Annotated in this window: 19 protein-coding genes; all 19 read right to left on the minus strand. The window is 32.6% G+C overall.

The annotated features are described in order from the left end of the window. Window positions 1-12: 12 nt before the first annotated feature. The gene (gene kdsA, locus ABVF21_RS06290; protein ID WP_371017758.1) at window positions 13-840 is read right to left on the minus strand and encodes a 3-deoxy-8-phosphooctulonate synthase; all 828 of its coding nucleotides are present in this window, start codon (window positions 838-840) and stop codon (window positions 13-15) included. Next, the gene (gene kdsB, locus ABVF21_RS06295; RefSeq protein WP_371017760.1) at window positions 833-1,561 is read right to left on the minus strand and encodes a 3-deoxy-manno-octulosonate cytidylyltransferase; all 729 of its coding nucleotides are present in this window, start codon (window positions 1,559-1,561) and stop codon (window positions 833-835) included. The genes kdsA and kdsB overlap by 8 nt, the downstream gene beginning before the upstream one ends. Further along, window positions 1,558-2,418, minus strand: coding sequence for a dTDP-4-dehydrorhamnose reductase (gene rfbD / locus ABVF21_RS06300; RefSeq protein WP_371017761.1), 861 nt, complete (start codon window positions 2,416-2,418; stop codon window positions 1,558-1,560). Before rfbD ends, kdsB begins: the two co-directional genes overlap by 4 nt. Further along, window positions 2,411-3,430 carry a dTDP-glucose 4,6-dehydratase gene (rfbB, locus tag ABVF21_RS06305; protein ID WP_371017762.1) on the minus strand — a complete coding sequence of 340 codons (1,020 nt, stop codon included), beginning with the start codon at window positions 3,428-3,430 and terminating at the stop codon, window positions 2,411-2,413. Before rfbB ends, rfbD begins: the two co-directional genes overlap by 8 nt. After that, window positions 3,427-3,990, minus strand: coding sequence for a dTDP-4-dehydrorhamnose 3,5-epimerase (gene rfbC / locus ABVF21_RS06310; protein WP_371017763.1), 564 nt, complete (start codon window positions 3,988-3,990; stop codon window positions 3,427-3,429). Before rfbC ends, rfbB begins: the two co-directional genes overlap by 4 nt. 1 nt (window position 3,991) lies before the next feature. Then, window positions 3,992-4,888 (minus strand): glucose-1-phosphate thymidylyltransferase RfbA, encoded by an 897-nt coding sequence (gene rfbA, locus ABVF21_RS06315; RefSeq protein WP_371017764.1) that lies wholly within the window; start codon window positions 4,886-4,888, stop codon window positions 3,992-3,994. 26 nt (window positions 4,889-4,914) lie between these two features. After that, entirely contained in the window at window positions 4,915-5,514 is a 600-nt protein-coding gene (gene cysC, locus ABVF21_RS06320; protein ID WP_371017765.1) for an adenylyl-sulfate kinase, read from the minus strand. Between the two features lie 19 nt (window positions 5,515-5,533). After that, window positions 5,534-7,312 (minus strand): SLC13 family permease, encoded by a 1,779-nt coding sequence (locus ABVF21_RS06325; protein ID WP_371017766.1) that lies wholly within the window; start codon window positions 7,310-7,312, stop codon window positions 5,534-5,536. Window positions 7,313-7,327: 15 nt separating this feature from the next. Next, window positions 7,328-8,521: a sulfate adenylyltransferase gene (gene sat, locus ABVF21_RS06330; protein WP_371017767.1), complete on the minus strand. Its 1,194-nt coding sequence runs from the start codon at window positions 8,519-8,521 to the stop codon at window positions 7,328-7,330. A 52-nt stretch (window positions 8,522-8,573) separates the two neighbouring features. After that, window positions 8,574-10,070, minus strand: coding sequence for an oligosaccharide flippase family protein (locus ABVF21_RS06335; protein WP_371017768.1), 1,497 nt, complete (start codon window positions 10,068-10,070; stop codon window positions 8,574-8,576). Between the two features lie 64 nt (window positions 10,071-10,134). Further along, window positions 10,135-10,716: an acyltransferase gene (locus ABVF21_RS06340; RefSeq protein ID WP_371017769.1), complete on the minus strand. Its 582-nt coding sequence runs from the start codon at window positions 10,714-10,716 to the stop codon at window positions 10,135-10,137. After that, window positions 10,709-11,992 carry a hypothetical protein gene (locus ABVF21_RS06345; protein WP_371017770.1) on the minus strand — a complete coding sequence of 428 codons (1,284 nt, stop codon included), beginning with the start codon at window positions 11,990-11,992 and terminating at the stop codon, window positions 10,709-10,711. Before ABVF21_RS06345 ends, ABVF21_RS06340 begins: the two co-directional genes overlap by 8 nt. Window positions 11,993-11,998: 6 nt before the next feature. After that, window positions 11,999-12,838 carry a putative capsular polysaccharide synthesis family protein gene (locus ABVF21_RS06350; RefSeq protein WP_371017771.1) on the minus strand — a complete coding sequence of 280 codons (840 nt, stop codon included), beginning with the start codon at window positions 12,836-12,838 and terminating at the stop codon, window positions 11,999-12,001. Then, entirely contained in the window at window positions 12,828-14,123 is a 1,296-nt protein-coding gene (locus ABVF21_RS06355) for a hypothetical protein (protein ID WP_371017772.1), read from the minus strand. The genes ABVF21_RS06350 and ABVF21_RS06355 overlap by 11 nt, the downstream gene beginning before the upstream one ends. Next, on the minus strand, window positions 14,101-15,120 hold the full coding sequence (locus ABVF21_RS06360; RefSeq protein ID WP_371017773.1) for a lipopolysaccharide biosynthesis protein: 1,020 nt from the start codon (window positions 15,118-15,120) through the stop codon (window positions 14,101-14,103). Before ABVF21_RS06360 ends, ABVF21_RS06355 begins: the two co-directional genes overlap by 23 nt. Before the next feature lies 1 nt (window position 15,121). After that, window positions 15,122-16,264, minus strand: coding sequence for an NAD-dependent epimerase/dehydratase family protein (locus tag ABVF21_RS06365; RefSeq protein WP_371017774.1), 1,143 nt, complete (start codon window positions 16,262-16,264; stop codon window positions 15,122-15,124). A 23-nt stretch (window positions 16,265-16,287) separates the two neighbouring features. Next, a complete protein-coding gene (locus ABVF21_RS06370; RefSeq protein WP_371017775.1) occupies window positions 16,288-16,977 on the minus strand; it encodes a sugar transferase in 690 nt (229 codons plus the stop codon). Window positions 16,978-17,160: 183 nt separating this feature from the next. Beyond that, the gene (locus ABVF21_RS06375) at window positions 17,161-17,862 is read right to left on the minus strand and encodes a CpsD/CapB family tyrosine-protein kinase (protein ID WP_371017776.1); all 702 of its coding nucleotides are present in this window, start codon (window positions 17,860-17,862) and stop codon (window positions 17,161-17,163) included. Continuing rightward, the gene (locus ABVF21_RS06380; RefSeq protein WP_371017777.1) at window positions 17,852-18,592 is read right to left on the minus strand and encodes a YveK family protein; all 741 of its coding nucleotides are present in this window, start codon (window positions 18,590-18,592) and stop codon (window positions 17,852-17,854) included. The genes ABVF21_RS06375 and ABVF21_RS06380 overlap by 11 nt, the downstream gene beginning before the upstream one ends. Window positions 18,593-18,730: the final 138 nt, after the last annotated feature.

An 18,730-nucleotide genomic window follows, 5' to 3' on the forward strand; every position in this document is an offset into this window, starting at 1 on the left:
TAGTAGCCACCTTTATAAGCTTTTTACTAAACGATCAATTTCTACTACCGGCTTTAAAATTTCTTCTATTTCATCTAACTTTAACGTGTTTGGTCCATCAGAAAGCGCCTGATCTGGATTAGGATGAACTTCCGTAAATAGTGCATCCATGCCAACTCCAGCAGCTGCACGAGATAAATAAGGTACAAATTCTCTTTTCCCACCAGTGCTTGTTCCCTGGCCCCCTGGAATTTGGACACTGTGAGTTGCATCAAATACAACAGGAACGTCAAGTTCACGCATAGTGATGAGAGATCTCATATCAACCACTAAGTTATTATATCCGAACGTTGATCCTCGCTCAGTGAGCAGAATATTTTCGTTACCTGATTCTTTCAACTTGACTACAACATTCTTCATGTCCCACGGAGCAAGAAATTGTCCTTTTTTCACATTAATAATCTTTCCGGTTTTAGCAGCAGCAACTAATAAATCAGTTTGGCGACATAGAAAAGCTGGTATTTGAATAATATCTAATACTTCTCCAGCAGCTTCTGCTTGAGTGTAATCATGAATATCTGAAGTAACAGGCACATCAAATTCTCTTTTTATTTTTGATAGAATTTCTAGGCCTTTTTCTAATCCTGGCCCTCTTTCTGAATGGATTGAAGAGCGATTGGCCTTATCAAAAGAAGCTTTAAATACGTAAGGGATCCCTAACTTGTTCGTGGTCTCTTTCATTTTCCCTGCGATTTCAAAAACGAGGTCTTCACTTTCAATCATGCATGGACCAGCAATTAAAACAAAGGGATTATTTCCACCAAACGCAATTTGGTCATTCAATCTAATTTCATTAACCATGTTGAGCCTCCAATATTTTTTCTACTTTAAGAATATCTTCAGGTGTATCCACGCCAATAGCATCATAAGAAGTTTGAAGTACTTTGATATTAAATCCGTTATCTAACAACCTTAATTGTTCCAGCATCTCTGTCATTTCTAATGTAGATTTAGGTAAAGTCACATATTGTTGGAGTACTCTTTTGGGATAACAATAGATTCCTAGATGTTTATAGTAATCTACATTGCTTTTCGAACGATTATAAGGGATTGGAGACCTCGAAAAGTATAGTGCATTCCTCTGATTATCCGTGACCACTTTCACAACATTAGGACTTAAGATATCTTCAGCTTCTTCCAGTTTCACTTTTGCAGTAACTACACTAGATTCATTCTCTTTAGCAATCCTAACGATTTGGTCGATTAATTCCGGTCTAATTAAAGGCTCATCCCCTTGTACGTTAACAAAAAAATCACCATGTATCTTAGCTGCTACCTCTGCCATACGGTCAGATCCGGATTCGTGATTCTTATTGGTTAAGACTGCTTCCCCACCGAATTCAATAACTGTATCATATATTTCCTGATGGTCAGTAGCTACAACTACTCTGTCCAACTGTTTTGCTCTCTGAACTTTTTCTACTACGTGTTGAATCATTGGTTTATTTGAAATTAATGCCAATGGTTTACCTGGAAAACGAGTTGAACCATGTCTTGAGGGAATAACTGCTATTACTTTCATTGAGTTACCTCGCTCTCTTGCTTTAAAAACTCATCTAAAGCTGATTGCCAATTTCTCATTTCGGGAAATTCATTTAATCTTAAATTCAAATGCCCAAATACTGAGTACTTAGGTCTTTCAGCTGGTCGTGGGAAATTTTCTGTAGTAACTGGATTAACATTAATATTTATTCCTGCTTTAGTAAATATAGCCTTTGCAAACTCATACCATGAACATGAACCAGAATTCGAAACATGATAAGTGCCATATTTCTTTGTTTTAATTAGTAAAGATATACATTTAACAAGGTCCATAGTATAGGTTGGACAGCCCTGTTGATCATCCACAACATCTATTGAAGATTTATCCTCGGCAAGCTTGAGCATAGTTTTTACGAAATTTTTCCCATTAGCACCATAGACCCATGATGTACGCAAAATAAAAAATCTATTACATAGGGTTTCTACATGCTTTTCTCCAGCTAACTTTGACCGACCATAAATTCCAAGAGGAGAGGTTGTATCAAATTCTGTGTACGGCAGATTCCCTTCCCCATTAAATACATAGTCCGTACTTATATATACCAATTTAGCACCTGCCTCTTCTGAAGCTGCAGCTAAATTCCGAGTACCAATAGCATTTACTCTAAATGCATCATCGCTGTTCTCTTCTGCTAAATCTACATTTGTATAAGCGGCACAATGAATTACTATGTCTGGATTGATATCATTAAAAATTTGTTCGACATTATCAATGCTGGTGATATCCAGTTCACTTCTTGAAAAACCAAACACTTTATAATTCTCTTTGCTTAATATACTAACGACATCACTACCTAACTGACCACTACTCCCAGTGACTAGTACGATTTCAGACATTGACTTGTTCCCCATACTGTTTTTTATAATAGTCTTGATACTCACCTGACTTAATATTTTTCCACCAATCCTGATTTTCTAAGTACCAACGAATTGTTTCTTCGATACCAGTGTCAAAGGTATATTGGGGTTGCCAGCCTAATTTTTCGGTAATCTTGGTAGGATCGATTGCATACCTTTTATCGTGACCTAATCGATCTTCTACATAGGTTATCAAACTCTCTGAAACTCCTAAATTTTCAACAACTATTTTAACGATTTCATTATTTGTACGCTCGTTATGACCACCCACATTATAAACTTCACCTGAATCACCATTATGTATTACTAAATCGATCGCAGAACAATGGTCTTTTACATGTAACCAGTCACGAATATTGTTACCATCACCATAAATGGGCAATTCCTTATCTTCTAGAGCATTAGTTACCATAAGAGGTATTAATTTCTCTGGAAAATGAAAAGGACCATAATTATTTGAACAACGAGTAATATTTACATTCATGTCAAACGTTTCAAAATAGGACTGAACCAACATATCTGCCGCCGCTTTGCTAGCAGAATACGGACTATTAGGTTTTAATGGAGAATTTTCAGTAAAGTAACCCGTTTCACCAAGTGACCCATACACTTCATCAGTAGACACTTGAACATATTTGAAGACATTGTTTTCGCGTGCCACATCTAAAAGGGTTTGTGTACCTAAAACATTACTGGTAATAAAAATGTTGGGTTGGGTAATACTACGATCAACATGGGACTCAGCAGCAAAATTAACAATTACATCTATTTTAAAGTCTTTAACTACATAATCTATTAATTCTTTGTTTGTAATGTCTCCTCTAACAAATGAATAATTTGTATTACTCTCTAAACCTTTTAAGTTCTCAAGATTTCCTGCGTAGGTAAGTATGTCGTAATTAACAATTTCATAGGTAGGATATTTCTCTAGTATAAAGTGAACAAAATTACTACCTATAAATCCTGCACCACCAGTTACTAAAATTTTCATTTAATAACCTCCAAAGCAAAGTCATTTTCAGCTTCTTTTAATAATGGTTGTATCATATCTTTGTCTGATAAAATAGGATTTGAAACAGGCCAATCAATATCAATTTCTGGATCATTCCAAGCAATTCCTCTATCATGATTAGGAGAATATATTTCATCTACTTTATAGATCACATTGGTATTAGATGTTAAAGTGCAAAAACCATGAGCAAAACCTTTTGGTACAAGAAGTTGTCTTTTATTATGTTCACTTAATACTACGCCAACCCATTTGCCATAAGTTGAAGAATTTTTTCGAATATCAACTGCCACGTCATAAATAGCGCCCGTTACGACTCGCACCAATTTAGTTTGAGCTTTTTCACTAAGTTGATAATGAAGACCTCTTAATACTCCCGGTTCTACTGAAAGAGAGTGATTATCTTGCAAAAAACTATAATTTAGACCTTCCTTCTCAAACACCTCTTTATTATAGCTTTCCATAAAAAAACCTCTACTATCACCAAACGATTTTGGTTCTAATATAACTACACCATCTAATTTTGTTTCAGTTACTTTCAAATTAAACACCTACCAATGCTTCATTATGTTGGATTCTATTAGCTACATCTATAAGATATTTTCCATACTCATTTTTACTTAAAGGTTCTGCAAGGGCTAACAATTGATGCTTAGTAATATACCCTTTTCTAAAGGCAATTTCTTCGAGACATGCTACTTTTAAGCTTTGTCTTTTTTCAATTGTTTCTATAAATGTTGATGCTTCTAATAATGACTCATGAGTTCCTGTATCTAGCCATGCAAATCCTCTTCCTAACAGTTCAACATGTAAATCATCTAACTTTAGGTATGCTTCATTAACTGAAGTGATTTCTAACTCTCCGCGATCAGAGGGCTGAATATTCTTAGCGATTTCTACAACTCTATTGTCATAAAAGTAAAGCCCGGTGACAGCATAATTCGACTTAGGAACGGACGGTTTTTCTTCAATTGAAGTAGCTTTTCCATCCTCATTAAAACCAACCACACCAAACCTCTCTGGATCTTTAACATTGTATCCAAATACAGTTGCACCATCTCTTCTTTGAGCTGCCTTTTGAAGTAATTCTGTAAAACCATGACCATAAAAAATGTTATCTCCCAATACTAATGCAACATTATCATCCCCAATAAATTCTTCACCAATAATAAAGGCTTGAGCAAGACCGTCTGGGGTAGGTTGAATAGCGTATTCTAATTTTATCCCTAGTTCTGAACCATCGCCTAGGAGTTGTTCAAACCTAGATGTATCCTCTGGGGTGGAGATTATTAATATTTCTTTAATCCCAGCTAACATTAAGATTGAGATTGGATAGTAAATCATAGGTTTATCATACACGGGTAATAATTGCTTTGATACGGATCGAGTTAAAGGATATAGTCTTGTACCACTACCACCGGCTAAAATGATTCCTTTCAAAATCACCACTCCTTTAGCTTTATATTTTATACAATATATTTTTTCTTTTGTAAGTATCTAATTATTTCACTAACTGAATCCTCTAAAGTTTGTTTGTCCGTTTCCACAATTATTTCTGGAGACGAAGGTTCTTCATACGGAGCATCTATACCAGTAAAACCTTTTATTTCACCATTTCTCGCCTTTTTATATAACCCTTTCGGATCCCTGTTTTCACACTCTTTTAGATCACATTTCACATAAATTTCAATAAACTCTTCTTTATTAACTATTTCTCTCACCATTTCCCGATCTTCACGATAAGGAGAGATAAATGCAGTTAGTGTCATAACTCCAGCATCCGAAAAAAGTCCTGAAACTTCACCGATTCGTCGAATATTTTCTTTGCGATCTTCTGGACTAAAACCCAAGTTTTTATTTAATCCATGACGTACGTTGTCTCCATCAAGAATGTAAGTTCGAATCCCCTTACTATGTAATTTTTTTTCTACTGCAACTGATAATGTAGACTTACCGGCACCTGAAAATCCGGTAAACCATAGAATAGGACTTTTATGATTATTTAATTCTTGTCGATCACTTTTAGTTACTTGAGATTCGTGCCAAGTAATATTAGAGGATTTCAAATATAACACTCCTTAAAAATTAATTAATGTATACTAGATTTACCATAAAGACTGTAATACTCATGACTATTAAGCTTAGGGGAATTCCAATTTTCATATAATCAGTGAATTTATAGCCTCCAGGGCCATAAACAATCAAATTTGTTTGATATCCAATTGGAGTTATAAAACTGGCAGATGCTGCAATCGCTACTAGGACAGCAAATGCCATTGGATCAACGTTCATTTTATCAGCAACTTCCATACCGATAGGGAACATCATAACAGCAGCAGCACTATTAGTGATAACCTCGGTAAAAATGTTAGTAAGTAGATAAATCAACACTAACACTGCCACAATGCCAAAGGGTCGACCAACCTGCACCAAACCATTTGCAATCCATTCAGCAGTTCCAGTTTTCAAGATAGCCATACCTATTCCAAAAGCACTTGCGATTAGGAGTAGCACATTAAATTGTATAGACCGCTTAGCTTCTTCAGGTGTAACAACTTTTGCTAATATTAAAATCACAACCGTTAAAGCCATTGCATTAAACATGGATAGTACACTAAAGGTAACTAATGCAATCATTGAAAATAAAGTCACCAACGCTATCCAACCCTTGTTTTGATCCTCCAAGATAGAAGGCTTTTCAAGAGGAGTAGTTACATAAAATTCAGTACTTTCTCTTACTCTCTGTTCAAAATCAGGACCGCATATTAATAGAAGCGTATCACCTGCTCTTAAGGTTATTTCACCAATTTTACTTTTAACACGCTCATTATTACGGTGTACTGCAATAACCGCTGAATCAAAGCGACTTCTGAATTCTGTATCTTTTATTTTTTTATATAATAGACCGGATTGATGAGAAACTACTGCTTCAACAAGCTGGACATTTCCATTTTTAAGTGTATCCAAGTTTAAATCAGTACCGGTATATAAAGTCAACCCCTTAACTTTTTGTAATTCTGCAATTGTACTAATTAAACCAGTAAATATTAATCGATCACCTGTGTATATCTTGGTGGAACCTTTAACTGGAGAAATACGTTCGTTGTTACGTATAATTTCTATTAGATATAAGCCTTTTAGTTTACGAAGACCAGCATTCTTCACAGATTGATTTATAGATTCATAACTCTCTTCAACAGTCATTTCCGCTAAATACTCTCTAGTCTGTTCTTTAACAGTATCGGTAAGCACCTTATTATTTGGTAATATATAATGGCCAATCAATATAATATACGCTAAACCGATAATTACTGCCGGACCGCCAACTATACCCAATTGAAAAAGTGAAAATCCTTTCATCCCAAAATCAAGCATTAAACCATGGACTACTAAATTTGTAGAAGTCCCTAACAAAGTCAAAGTTCCACCTAGAATAGTCGCGTAAGAAAGAGGAATTAAAAATTTCGATGGAGACAGTCCCCTTTCTTCGCACCATTTTCGAATTAAGGGAGTGAAAGTGACGACAATTGGAGTGTTATTAAGAATCGCTGAAAATCCAGAGATTGGAACTAGCATTTTCAACATTGATAATCTGGGAGAATAGCTTTCACCAATTAACTTAGATGTTAATCGGTCTACTATTCCACTTTTTTGAATAGCTCCAGCAATTATAAAGAGCAAAGCAATTGTCAACATACCCTGATTTGAAAAACCTTTTAGCGCTTCATCAGGTGTAAGAATGCCAGTTAACAAAAACATAGTTAAAGATATAAAGACAATCATATCGGGTCGGGCCAATTCAAATATTAGCCCGACCATCATGAGGATTAGAACAAAGAGAACAAATCCCATTTCCCATGTCAAGGGACATCACTTTCCTTATTTTTTTTGTTGCATTCCTTTTATAAGTACTTCCGCAACTTCAGGTCGAGAAAATTCTTTTGGTGGCTTTTCACCTTTCCTGAGCATTTCTCTCACTTTTGTACCACTTAAATGAACATGGTTTTCTTTATCATGCGGACAAGTCTTGGCAGTTCCCATGTTGCCACACTTTTCACAATAAAAAGCATGTTCAAACTTCAAAATTTCAATTCCGATTTCTTCTTTGGTAAACTGGTTAAATATTTCTTGTGCATCATAGGTACCATAGAAATCACCTACACCAGCATGATCGCGTCCAACGATAAAGTGAGTACAACCATAATTTTTTCTAACTAGAGCATGTAGTATTGCTTCTCTTGGTCCTGCATAGCGCATTGCCGCTGGATAGATTACAAGTTCAGTACGATTTTTAGGGTAATAATTTTCTAAGATAACTTCATAGCTTTCCATACGAATTTCTGCAGAAATATCATCACTTTTAGTTTCCCCTACAAGAGGATTTAGTAGTAATCCATCTACAATTTCTAATGCGCTTTTTTGAATATATTCATGGGCACGGTGGACAGGATTACGCGTTTGAAAACCAACTACTGTTTTCCATCCTAATTCAGCAAACATTTTTCTTGTTTCACTCGGATCTTTATAAAAGTTTTCAAATCCACCATGGTTAGGTCGATTAAGTAAAGTAATTGGCCCTGCCAAATAAACATTTCCTAGGTTGTATAACTTTTTAACTCCTGGGTGAGATTGTTCCGAAGTTCCATAAACGTTCTCAGCTTCAAACACTTTTTCAGGAACGTACTTTTCTTCAAGTTGTAAAGTCCCATAAACTACTTCATCTGCACCTATTAGTGCAACTTCTTTACCTACCTCTAGTAATTCAGCTTCTTCATTTGAAACCGATAGAGTGATTGGGATACTCCAAAGAGTACCATCTGATAACCGCATATTATTAACAACTTGGTGATAATCTTTTTCCCCCATGAATCCTGTCAATGGACTAAAACCACCAATGGCAATTAGCTCTAGGTCAGATATTGTCCATGCTGATATAATAATTTTATCCATTTCTTTAGTAGCAAGAAGCTTTTCTTTTTTAAATTCCTCTTTTATTTCTCTATTAATCAAAGTACCTCCATGTGGCAAGATTGAATTGTTTAAAACTTCTTCTTTTTTATAGGTAGTAACCATAGTATAAACCTCCAAATATTTTAGTTATTTATCCTCAAAATACTACAATAAATTAACGAATTAAATTCATTTTTTTTATTATAGAGTGGAGCATCATTTTATCTTCTTTCGCTATACCAATTATCATACTCGTAATTGCTAATAAGATAATAAATAAAATTGTAACAATAAAAATAGTAAGGATATAATTAAAATCAAACAAATACTTTATGAGCGCAGTTGTAAATAGACTAAATAAACTAATCAAGACAACCTTTAAATAATCCTTATTAAAAGGATGTATTTTAAGATTTTTATACATTAAAAATAGACGTATTATATTGTTGCTACCAATGGCTATTAAAGAAGCAAAAGCAGCACCATTAATACCATAATTCGGAATTAACGCGATGTTAAGAGCGATATTAACACCCAGAGTTAAAATGTTTGTATACAATTCATATTTAGGGTGTCCTGTCATGGTATTCATATGACCAACTGATCCTACTGCCGCATTAACTACTTGGCCAGCTGCGATTAAAATTAAGGCCATTGAACCCTCTTTAAAATTCGAACCAAATATAGACATTATTTCTTTTGAGAGAAGGATTATCAAGCTGAAAAACATTAAGTTTATAAATGTAACCCATCTTGTAATGCTTTTATACATTTTACTCAATTCATCTAATTTTCCTTGATTAAAAAAAAGACTAATTGTAGGTGCAAACATAGTATTAAATGCTGCCAGTACAAAGCTACTCATAAGAGCTATTTGAAATGAAATACTATAAATGGCAACTTTTTCATCATCTAGAAAATAGCCTATCATTAAGCTATCAAGTCTCATAAGTAGAAAACCTAACAAACCAGAAAACAAAAGGGGTAAAGAGAAATTAACTAAAAGCTTAAAATCCTTGTTCATTTTTTTATCTAAACTGCCTAACATATTCTCTTTAATCAAATAATATAATAGTAGAAAACTACCTATCCCCCATGCAACATAGTAGGATATCGATAAGGTTATTATATTTTTTTCTTTTATAAAGAAACTTATAATAAATAATAAAATAATCATCAACAAAGGGATCAAAATATTTCTGGAAACAACATAGTGTTTGTACTGGTTTATAGATCTGAAAATACCATTTGATATATTCATAAAGTTTATTAGTAATAATAAAGGAGTTATTATTACTAAACTGGAAGAAAGAGTTGGATCGTTTAGTAATAAAGTAGATATACTGTTTCGATTCAATATAAGTATAGTTATAAATATTAATGAAAAAATTGATGTTAAATAAAATGTAAAACCAATTAAATCCTTTACTACTTTAAGTTTCTTATCATCTAAGTGTTTGGGAACAAAAGCAATAAGACCAAGATCAAGTCCAAATTTTGTAATCATACTTAATATTTGCAAGAATGTAAATATGTAAATAAATCTTCCGTATACATCTGCACCTAAAATTCTTATAGCTAAGATGTAGAATATAACTAATATTAATGACTCAAATACCTTCCCTAAAAACACAAGTACAGAGGTTTTGCCTAATTTATTTAATTCACTCATAAATTCACCATATTTCTTTTGTTTAAAGACATACATCTAATCAATAAGTACATACTTTAAGAATTCAAACAAAACTCTCCCACTGATTATTTTCGAAATTGTATTTTTTAATTATCTTTGCTGGACTCCCAGCAATAACGCAATAACCCTCGGTTTGCATATTGACTACTGAATTTGCACCTACTACGGTATGGGGACCTAATTTTGTCCCAGGTAAAATCACCGAGTTCATACCAATAGAACAGTTTGCCTTAATTTCGACAGGTTTATGGTTTATATCCTGTTTGGCTGGGGAAATCGTTATATCAGAATAAGGGTGAATAATATCAAATATCCCAACATTCTGTGTTATAAGAGTGCCTTTACCAATAGAAACTTTCTTAGCACATGTACAATGGAAGTTTTGTTGAATTTTAACATTATCTTCTATAATTATTTCTGGATTAAAGTTTATATTATTATATTTCTTCACAGCTTCTATTCTAGCTCCATTCCAAATGGCTACTTTCTTACCTATTGAAATCTTTTTAGGATTAGATATATAAATTGGCTTTCTTATGTAAGAGAACCAACCAAAATCTTTATAGGTGATTTTATTTATTAATGATTTAATAACATAGAATACTTTTATTAAGTTATTAAACATTCTCATCTTTCCTAACTTCACTTAAATTTTGTATTATATTATCATGTGCATTCTTATAATTTTCCTCTGTGCTGCCTAGTTTATTAAAATAGGTATACCTCCTAAATAAACGTTCTTTATAAGAATTAGTGTTTTCTTGAAAATACCTATATTTAACCATAAATTGTTTCAAATTTGAGAACGTTAAGATATCATCCTTGAAAATTTGTTCTGTATATTTATCATCTAAAACAAAAAAAGGAGCATTGTAACTTAACATCTCAACATACACCCCAGACATATGAATTAAACTAAAATCTACTTCCTCTAAAAATTTCTTCCCGTTGATATTTTTTACTGTTTTTATTATCCTATTTGAACGTAATAACGATTTATATTTATTTTGATTATTTTTAGGGTGAAATCTAACAATATATTTCATATTTAAACTTTCAGCTATCTCACTCGCATTTTTTAACAAAGAATAATTACTCTCATTATATGTTTCTCCATTAAGTATAACTCCAAAGACTCCATTTTGGCTTTCCTCTATAAATGATCCATTATCAAATGAGAACGGTTTAATTGCACCTACTTTAAGAAATCTTGACTCATTAACCTCTGACTTTTTAAATTCATCAACTGTAGCCTGCCCCCAAGAAAACATGTAATCACTTATGAAGTTTTTATATGCTTCAGCATCTGGTGTTTCTTTACCTGGCTGTAAAAAACGATATTGACCATGTTGTAAAGTTGCAGTTGTAATTTTATATTTCTTACAAATTTGAACTAATAAATTCCCTATTGGGTGAGCATCACAAAATGTAGTACAAAGGATAATATCCCTTGTTTTAATAGCTTCCTCTATGAGTGTATTCAATTTCATATACTTTACTAATAGTAAAGATACTTTTATTTTGTCTATTTTTTTTAGTGTTGTTTTATTACTTATTTTTATGAAGTATCTAACGGAATTAAAGAATTTAAAGATTACTCCACTCATAGATAATCTCTTATTAACTTTAAGAACAGTCTGTTCCGGTAAAAATTTCAAATAATTATCTACTATGTAGTCATAATCTTTTCTTTTATATAAATCTGTTGAAAACTCCACTAAAGTATTACTACCTTTATTATTGAAATTAAGGATATAATCGTAAAATAAAGCTTCTAACATAATCTTTATTAAGTAAATTTTTTTTTCGTTATAAAGTTCTGTTGCCATAACTCGACCATAATTGATACCATCGACTTCCAATATTTCTTTTATTCGCTGGACCTCTTTGTATCTCTTCATAATAGATTAGCCCTGAACTTTACTATTTATATGGGACATATGTTTATTGTATTTTTTTCTATAATGTGTTATTTCAGATTTTGAATAGAAATGCTGCATATATTTTGATTCATACATTTGGTTTAGATAATTTTCTGGTATCTCGATACTTTTTTTTATTTCGTTGTATTTCGCAGAATATTCCTTATTGCTTCCCACATTCGCATTATTCAAAGAAAATTCTTTTACATCCAAAAATTCTCCTATAACTCTTTCGTACTCAGCTAAATTTTCTAACCTTAAAATTAATAATTCTACATTTTTATGTTTAATAATTGAGTAATTACTATCATTTAATGGAGTTTGATATACATCTATACCAAAAACTTTATTTATTTCTTTGTCAAACCAAACAAGGGGTGCATTATGATTTGCATATTTCCAGAACAATTGTTCAATTTCATCGTTGCTTTTATTCAAAAAATCACTTGATACATATTGCGCTTGTTCAAAAAATGCTGATAAATTTCTTGATATTGGCTCTCGTACTATTGATATGACTTTTATTTTTTTATTTCGTGTGATTATTTTCCATGATGCCACTTTTGCTTTTAGTAATAAAGTTTTGATAACATCCCTTGTTTTTCCTTTCCAGTCCCTTGGTGGAATTACAAAATAAGTTCCTCTTTTATTGAAAGTTAATGAGTGCGGTTGAACTTCTAACATTCCTGTTTGTCTTATTGAGTTTACAATTGATGAAGAACCTACCTTTCCCATAGTGTAAACAAGTAGTATCTTCTCGTTAAAAAACCACGTGTTCAATTTTTCTTTTAATGACAATTTATTAGCTGTTGCTTTATCGTACATCTTTACCCCACCCCTTTTTAATTCCACCAATTTTCAACAAAGTGTTATGTAATATTAAAAAACATATGTATACTAACATTGCCCAAATTCCCATTTTAAAGAAATTTATTGGATTATAAGCATACCACCTTGGAGTAGTAACCAATATTGTAATTGAGTAAACCATGAGGATATTGGTTATCTTGTTCTTAAAAGGTACTGATACAATTTTTGCAATTATATATGCTCCTATCAAAATACCTATTGGTCCAAGCCAAATATGAAGATAAGAACTAATAAATCCCCCACCTGGTATTTGGAAAAATTGAGCTGTGAATTTTGATAAAACATATTCACTTGGAAGAGCGTTTTGTGATATAAAAATCGAAAATAGATTTCCTATAAAAGTTTTCACTCTAATACTTGTATCTATCACATTGTCCTCTAATAAACCTAAGTACATGTTAGAAGTTAAAAGAACTCCTCCCTGGTTCGAAACTATAACACCACTATCTTTTAATCCCATCATTTCATATAAACCGAAGTTTCCTTTGGATCTATACACTGAAAAAACACTCATAAAAACAAAACCCAAAAATGCAATAAGATACACTTTATACGTTTTTATATTTTCAAAATAAATGATAAATAAGAGAAAACCCATTTGTAATACTCGCATTCTATACCCATACAACAAAGTGATTGTCATATACAGAACAGTTGCTAATAATAGTAACAAATCTTTCCTTCTCGTATTTGAAAATAAATAAGCAATAATAACAAAAAAAACTGCATAATCTATAAATCCGTACCTTTCGAGTGCAGTATCAGTTTTATAAACACCTGTCAATATGGTTGGACCTTGCATTGTTAATATCGAGAAAAAAAACAATACGATTAAACAAATAGCATAAACTAAGACATTATCCCGCTTAATAACTTTACTTTTTAATTTAATCTTATGGTTTTCTAAAGTATAAAACAGAAACAATAAAAACAAGTTTGTAAACAGGGTAATATCCTTGATCGAAATAATAGTTAATTCAAAACTCTGATATGTCATTCTGGTTGCAAAACTAATGTCGTAAAAAAGATAGGGTATCATATAAAAAAAATAAGTAGACATATAGATGATAATTACGGACAAAACTTTATTTTGTCGATACTCATAAAGCCAATATAATAATATTATGATAGTAACAGTTAACAATCCTATTATTGATCCATGGAAAACCATACTATGAATATATAGCCCTGTATATATAGCATACAAAAATATTTGACTAATTGGAGGAGTTTTCACCACTACTCAAAACCTCTTTTATCCAAGCTTCTATAGAATAATAAGAATAAATCTTTTTATCTATTTCAGCTCCTTTTTCAACAAAAAACTCTTTTGAAATCTCTGGTTTGTCCCGATTCACTATAAATATATTTTTGCTATTGTAAAGGTCATATTTCTTTACACTTTCATTTGTTGTAATTAATTTCTTTTTAGCCCCCATTACTTCAAGGGTTCTAATTGTCAAACCTACTTGTTTTGGCCTTTCAATATCTAATATTACTTTTGATCTCTTGTAAAAGTTGCGTAACTCTTGTTTGTTCAATCCTTTGAAATTAAAATCACTCATATTAGCAGAACGAAATTTCGGATCAAATAATTTCTTTACCCAAAATAGTAGTTTGCTAGGATAATACATATAGAAATAATAATTTACTCCCTGATAATCAAGTTGTTTCTTAATTGATTGAAGAACGAGATAACGATCAGTATGAACAGTACCTACAAACAAAAGGTCAATTGAATCATCAGTAATAGATTCATTACTTATTTCGTTGTAAATATCAATATAGAATAACGGTCTGAACTTCATTTCTTTGTATTTATTTGCATCATTTATATCAAAAGTATAAATTGAGTCAAATAAATCCATTATTCTTTTTGTATTAGGATTGTAATTTATAGAATCCCACAGGTATAAGATTAATTTTGATTTAGGGTTTGAAATTTTAAGTTCTTTCAGTTTTTTTCTAGATATTGCTTCCCCTCTTATTAATAGAATATAATCATAAAAATTATCTTTTGTAGATGATATTATAGATTCATAATGTTCATCATTTTTTTTTGCTATTAAATTCCTATTAATTCTTATCAATGATTTGGTTATAAAATCATTACTAGGTCTTTCGTCAAAAAAATCTACACTGGCACCTAGAGAGATCATCTTCTCTTTAATCTCTTTTTCATACCCAAAAAAAGTTGGAGCAATAAATAATATTCTTTTCCCAGTTAATGAACCCATCTTATTTATATAATCCTTTTTCTTTCATTTCAATCATTGCTTTATCGTAGCTATCTTCTTCTACACTTTGAGTTTCAACCCAATTCACAAAATTTGTAATCCCCTGTTCAAAGTTGTAGCTAGGTTTAAATTTGAGCAGTTTCTCAATTTTTGATAAATCCGCGTAGTTATGTCTAATATCACCTAGTCGATAGTTTCCACTTACTGAAGTATTCACTTTTGCACCATATTTAGTGATTAGAGTATTTGCTACAGTCAATACATCTGTCGGAATTCCTGTTCCTACATTAAAACTTTCGAAATTAGCTCGATCACTTTCTATACCTAACACCGTTGCTTCTACGACATCATCTATGTATACAAAATCTCTTGTTTCTTCTCCGTCTTCGAAAATATTAATATCGTTACCATTTTTAATTCTCGTAGAAAATATAGAAAGAATGCCCGTATATGGGTTTTTCAAAGATTGTCCAGGTCCATAAACATTTTGGTATCTAAATGCTGCAACAGGTATTCCTAGTGATTTACCAACAATCATACACATATCTTCCTGACTGTATTTTGTAAATCCATAAACAGAAGTAGGGTGAATTTTAGAATCTTCACTAGTAGCTAATAATGAAACATCTTGTTCACATCTAGGACATTTTACATTAAAATCGCCTTTTGAAAGGTGTTTTTCTACTCTTTCAACAGGATAAACAATGCCATGTTGTTCACATTTATATTTGCCTTCGCCATATATTGCACGCGAAGAGGCAACGACTATTTTTTTAACGGTATGTTGCTCATTCGTTAAAATATCTAGAAGGTTTGAAGTCCCTTTAATATTTACATCAATATATTTATCAATTTCATACATTGATTGACCAGTACCGGTTTCAGCAGCTAGATGAACGACAATATCTGCACCTTCTAGTGCAACTCGCCAATCATCCTTATTACGAACATCTCCTTGTACAAATTGAACTTTATTGATGATTTTATTAAATAATTCCGATTCCGAAGGGACCTCACCATGAATTTGTTCAGAAAGTGTATCTAGAACTCTAACTTTATACCCTTTTCTAATTAGTTTTATTGATAATGCACTCCCAATAAACCCAGCTCCACCTGTAATTAAAACAGTTTCATCATTATTCAACATCATTTTCCCCCGTTTTTAAGTTAATAGGCGTTATCTGTACCCGAAAACACTTTTAAAGTTTTTATTATTAATAGTAAATCAAATCTAACGCTACGTTTCTTTATATATTGTAGGTCTAACATAACCATTTCATTGAACCCTATCTGGCTTCGTCCACTAACTTGCCATAAACCAGTACACCCCGGTACTACTAATAGTCTTTGTCTATCATAGTTGGTATAGTCCTTAACCTCTCTAGGTAATGCAGGTCTAGGTCCAACTAGACTCATTTCGCCTTTAATTACATTGAACAATTGCGGTAATTCGTCTATGCTTGTTTTTCTTATGAACTTGCCTATCCTAGTAATCCTTGGATCTTCTTTCATCTTGAACATTGGACCAGTAGTTTCATTACTTTTCAATAGATTCTCAAGCAATTCTTCGGCATTAGATACCATTGACCTAAATTTATACATGTGAAATTGCTTTCCGTTCTTCCCAACTCTAATTTGTTTAAAAAACACCGGACTTCGTGGGTCCTCAATCTTTATGGTTATGTATAATATTAAGAATAGAGGAGATAATAATATTAAGCCTAAGAACGCACCCCAAAAATCAATCGTTCTTTTGCTAAATAAATAAATATTACTTTCATTGACAATTGTTTTATTCTCATTTTCATGTGATTCATAGATAGTGAGTTCACCTTTGGTAGAATTTACAACCCCCATTAATTTACCTCCTCATTAATTAAAGTTATACACAACTAAAATTTATTATATATGTTTAATTAGCTTAGTTTTTTCTCTCGCTGGAAATTGTATTATTAGCTCCGAATGATTCTTTACACAAACACCTTGAACTTAAACAGGTATTAAGACCTGACTTCATCTTTTCCTCGAAGCTAAAACCACTTATTTTTGAGCATAATAATAGTAGTAACTACCATCTTTCATTTTCTTTCGATTAAGCACAACACCAAGTAGCTTACTATTGACACTTTCAAGTCTCTCTTTCGCCTTTACCGCAGCTTCCTTATCCGTAGTCCCACTACTCACGACCAACACAGTCCCCTGCACCTTATTCGCCACAATTTGCGAATCGGCCACCGCAAGAATTGGAGGGCAATCGAAGAGTATAACGTCATAATGTCGAAGCGCTTCTTCGATAAGGTTATCCATCCCCTTAGAACCAAGTAGCTCTGATGGATTCGGTGGAACAGGTCCACTCGTAAGAACATTAAGATTTGGTACTTCTGTTTCCTGCGTCACCTCTACCAACTCAGCCTGACGGGTGAGGATATTGGTGATCCCTCTTGTATTCATGGTTCTAAATGTATAATGAACGGTTGGCTTACGTAAATCCGCATCCACGATTAAGACGCTTTTCCCCTGTTGCGCAAGAACCACTCCAAGGTTAGCGATTGTCGTCGATTTCCCTTCCATCGGCCCAGAAGAGGTAACCATTATCGTACGGATTTCTTCTTCAACAGAAGCGAATTGAATATTGGTTCTGATCGTACGGTATTGCTCAGCAATGGGTGATTTCGGATTTTGATGTGTTAAAAGACTTCTTTCTTTATCAACGTGTACAGACTTTCGATTTTTACGACTCAACCGTTTCACCCCTTACTGACTTTTTCGTATGGCTCTTCGATGAACCGACTTCTTTATCTTCAATGACAGCAATTGTTCCAAGTACAGGTAATCCTAGAATCTTTTCAATGTCATTTTCATCTTTAATCGTGTTATCGAGGTATTCAAGTAAGAAGGCAAGACCGACGCCAACCATTAAGCCTACAACTAGTGCAATGGCCATGTTGAGAACAGGCTTCGGATTAACCGGACTCGGTGTTCCTTCAAAGTTTGCTTCTGAAAGCACGCTTACGTTATCAACATTCATAATGTTACTAATCTCTTTTTCAAACACTTCAGCTGTTGTATTCGCAATCTTTACAGCTAGTGCTGGATCAGCATCCTTCACATCGATAGAAACTACTTGAGAGTTCTGTGCATTGCTAACTGAGATCTTATCTTTTAACGCATTAGTTGATAGATCAAGATTTAGATCTTCTCCAACCTTTTCTAAAATTTTGGGACTTTTAATAATAACGCTATATGTATTAATGAGTTCAACATTCGTTTTTACCTGATTGTAATCAAAAGCATTTTCTTCATCTGCTTTTTGGTTAACAAGAATTTGGGTTGAAGTTTGATAAATTGGGGTAAGTAGGAAATAAGAGACAACTCCGCTTGTTGCTGTAGCGAGAAGTGTAATAAGTAGAATAAGAGCGAGACGTTTTTTGAGAACTGCGAAAATTTCCTTTAAACTAATTGTTTCTTCCATAGATGCCTCCAACGCGATCAAAATTATTTTTAATACGTAACTAATTTCAGTACAGAATTCACTATAACACAGAAATTAAGTAAAATTTAGCCTTTTTTCACATCAATACCCACATGTATTTTGTCTTAGTACGAATAT

The organism is Pseudalkalibacillus sp. JSM 102089 (assembly GCF_041366475.1).
In the GTDB taxonomy this organism is placed as follows: domain Bacteria; phylum Bacillota; class Bacilli; order Bacillales; family Guptibacillaceae; genus Guptibacillus; species Guptibacillus hwajinpoensis_B.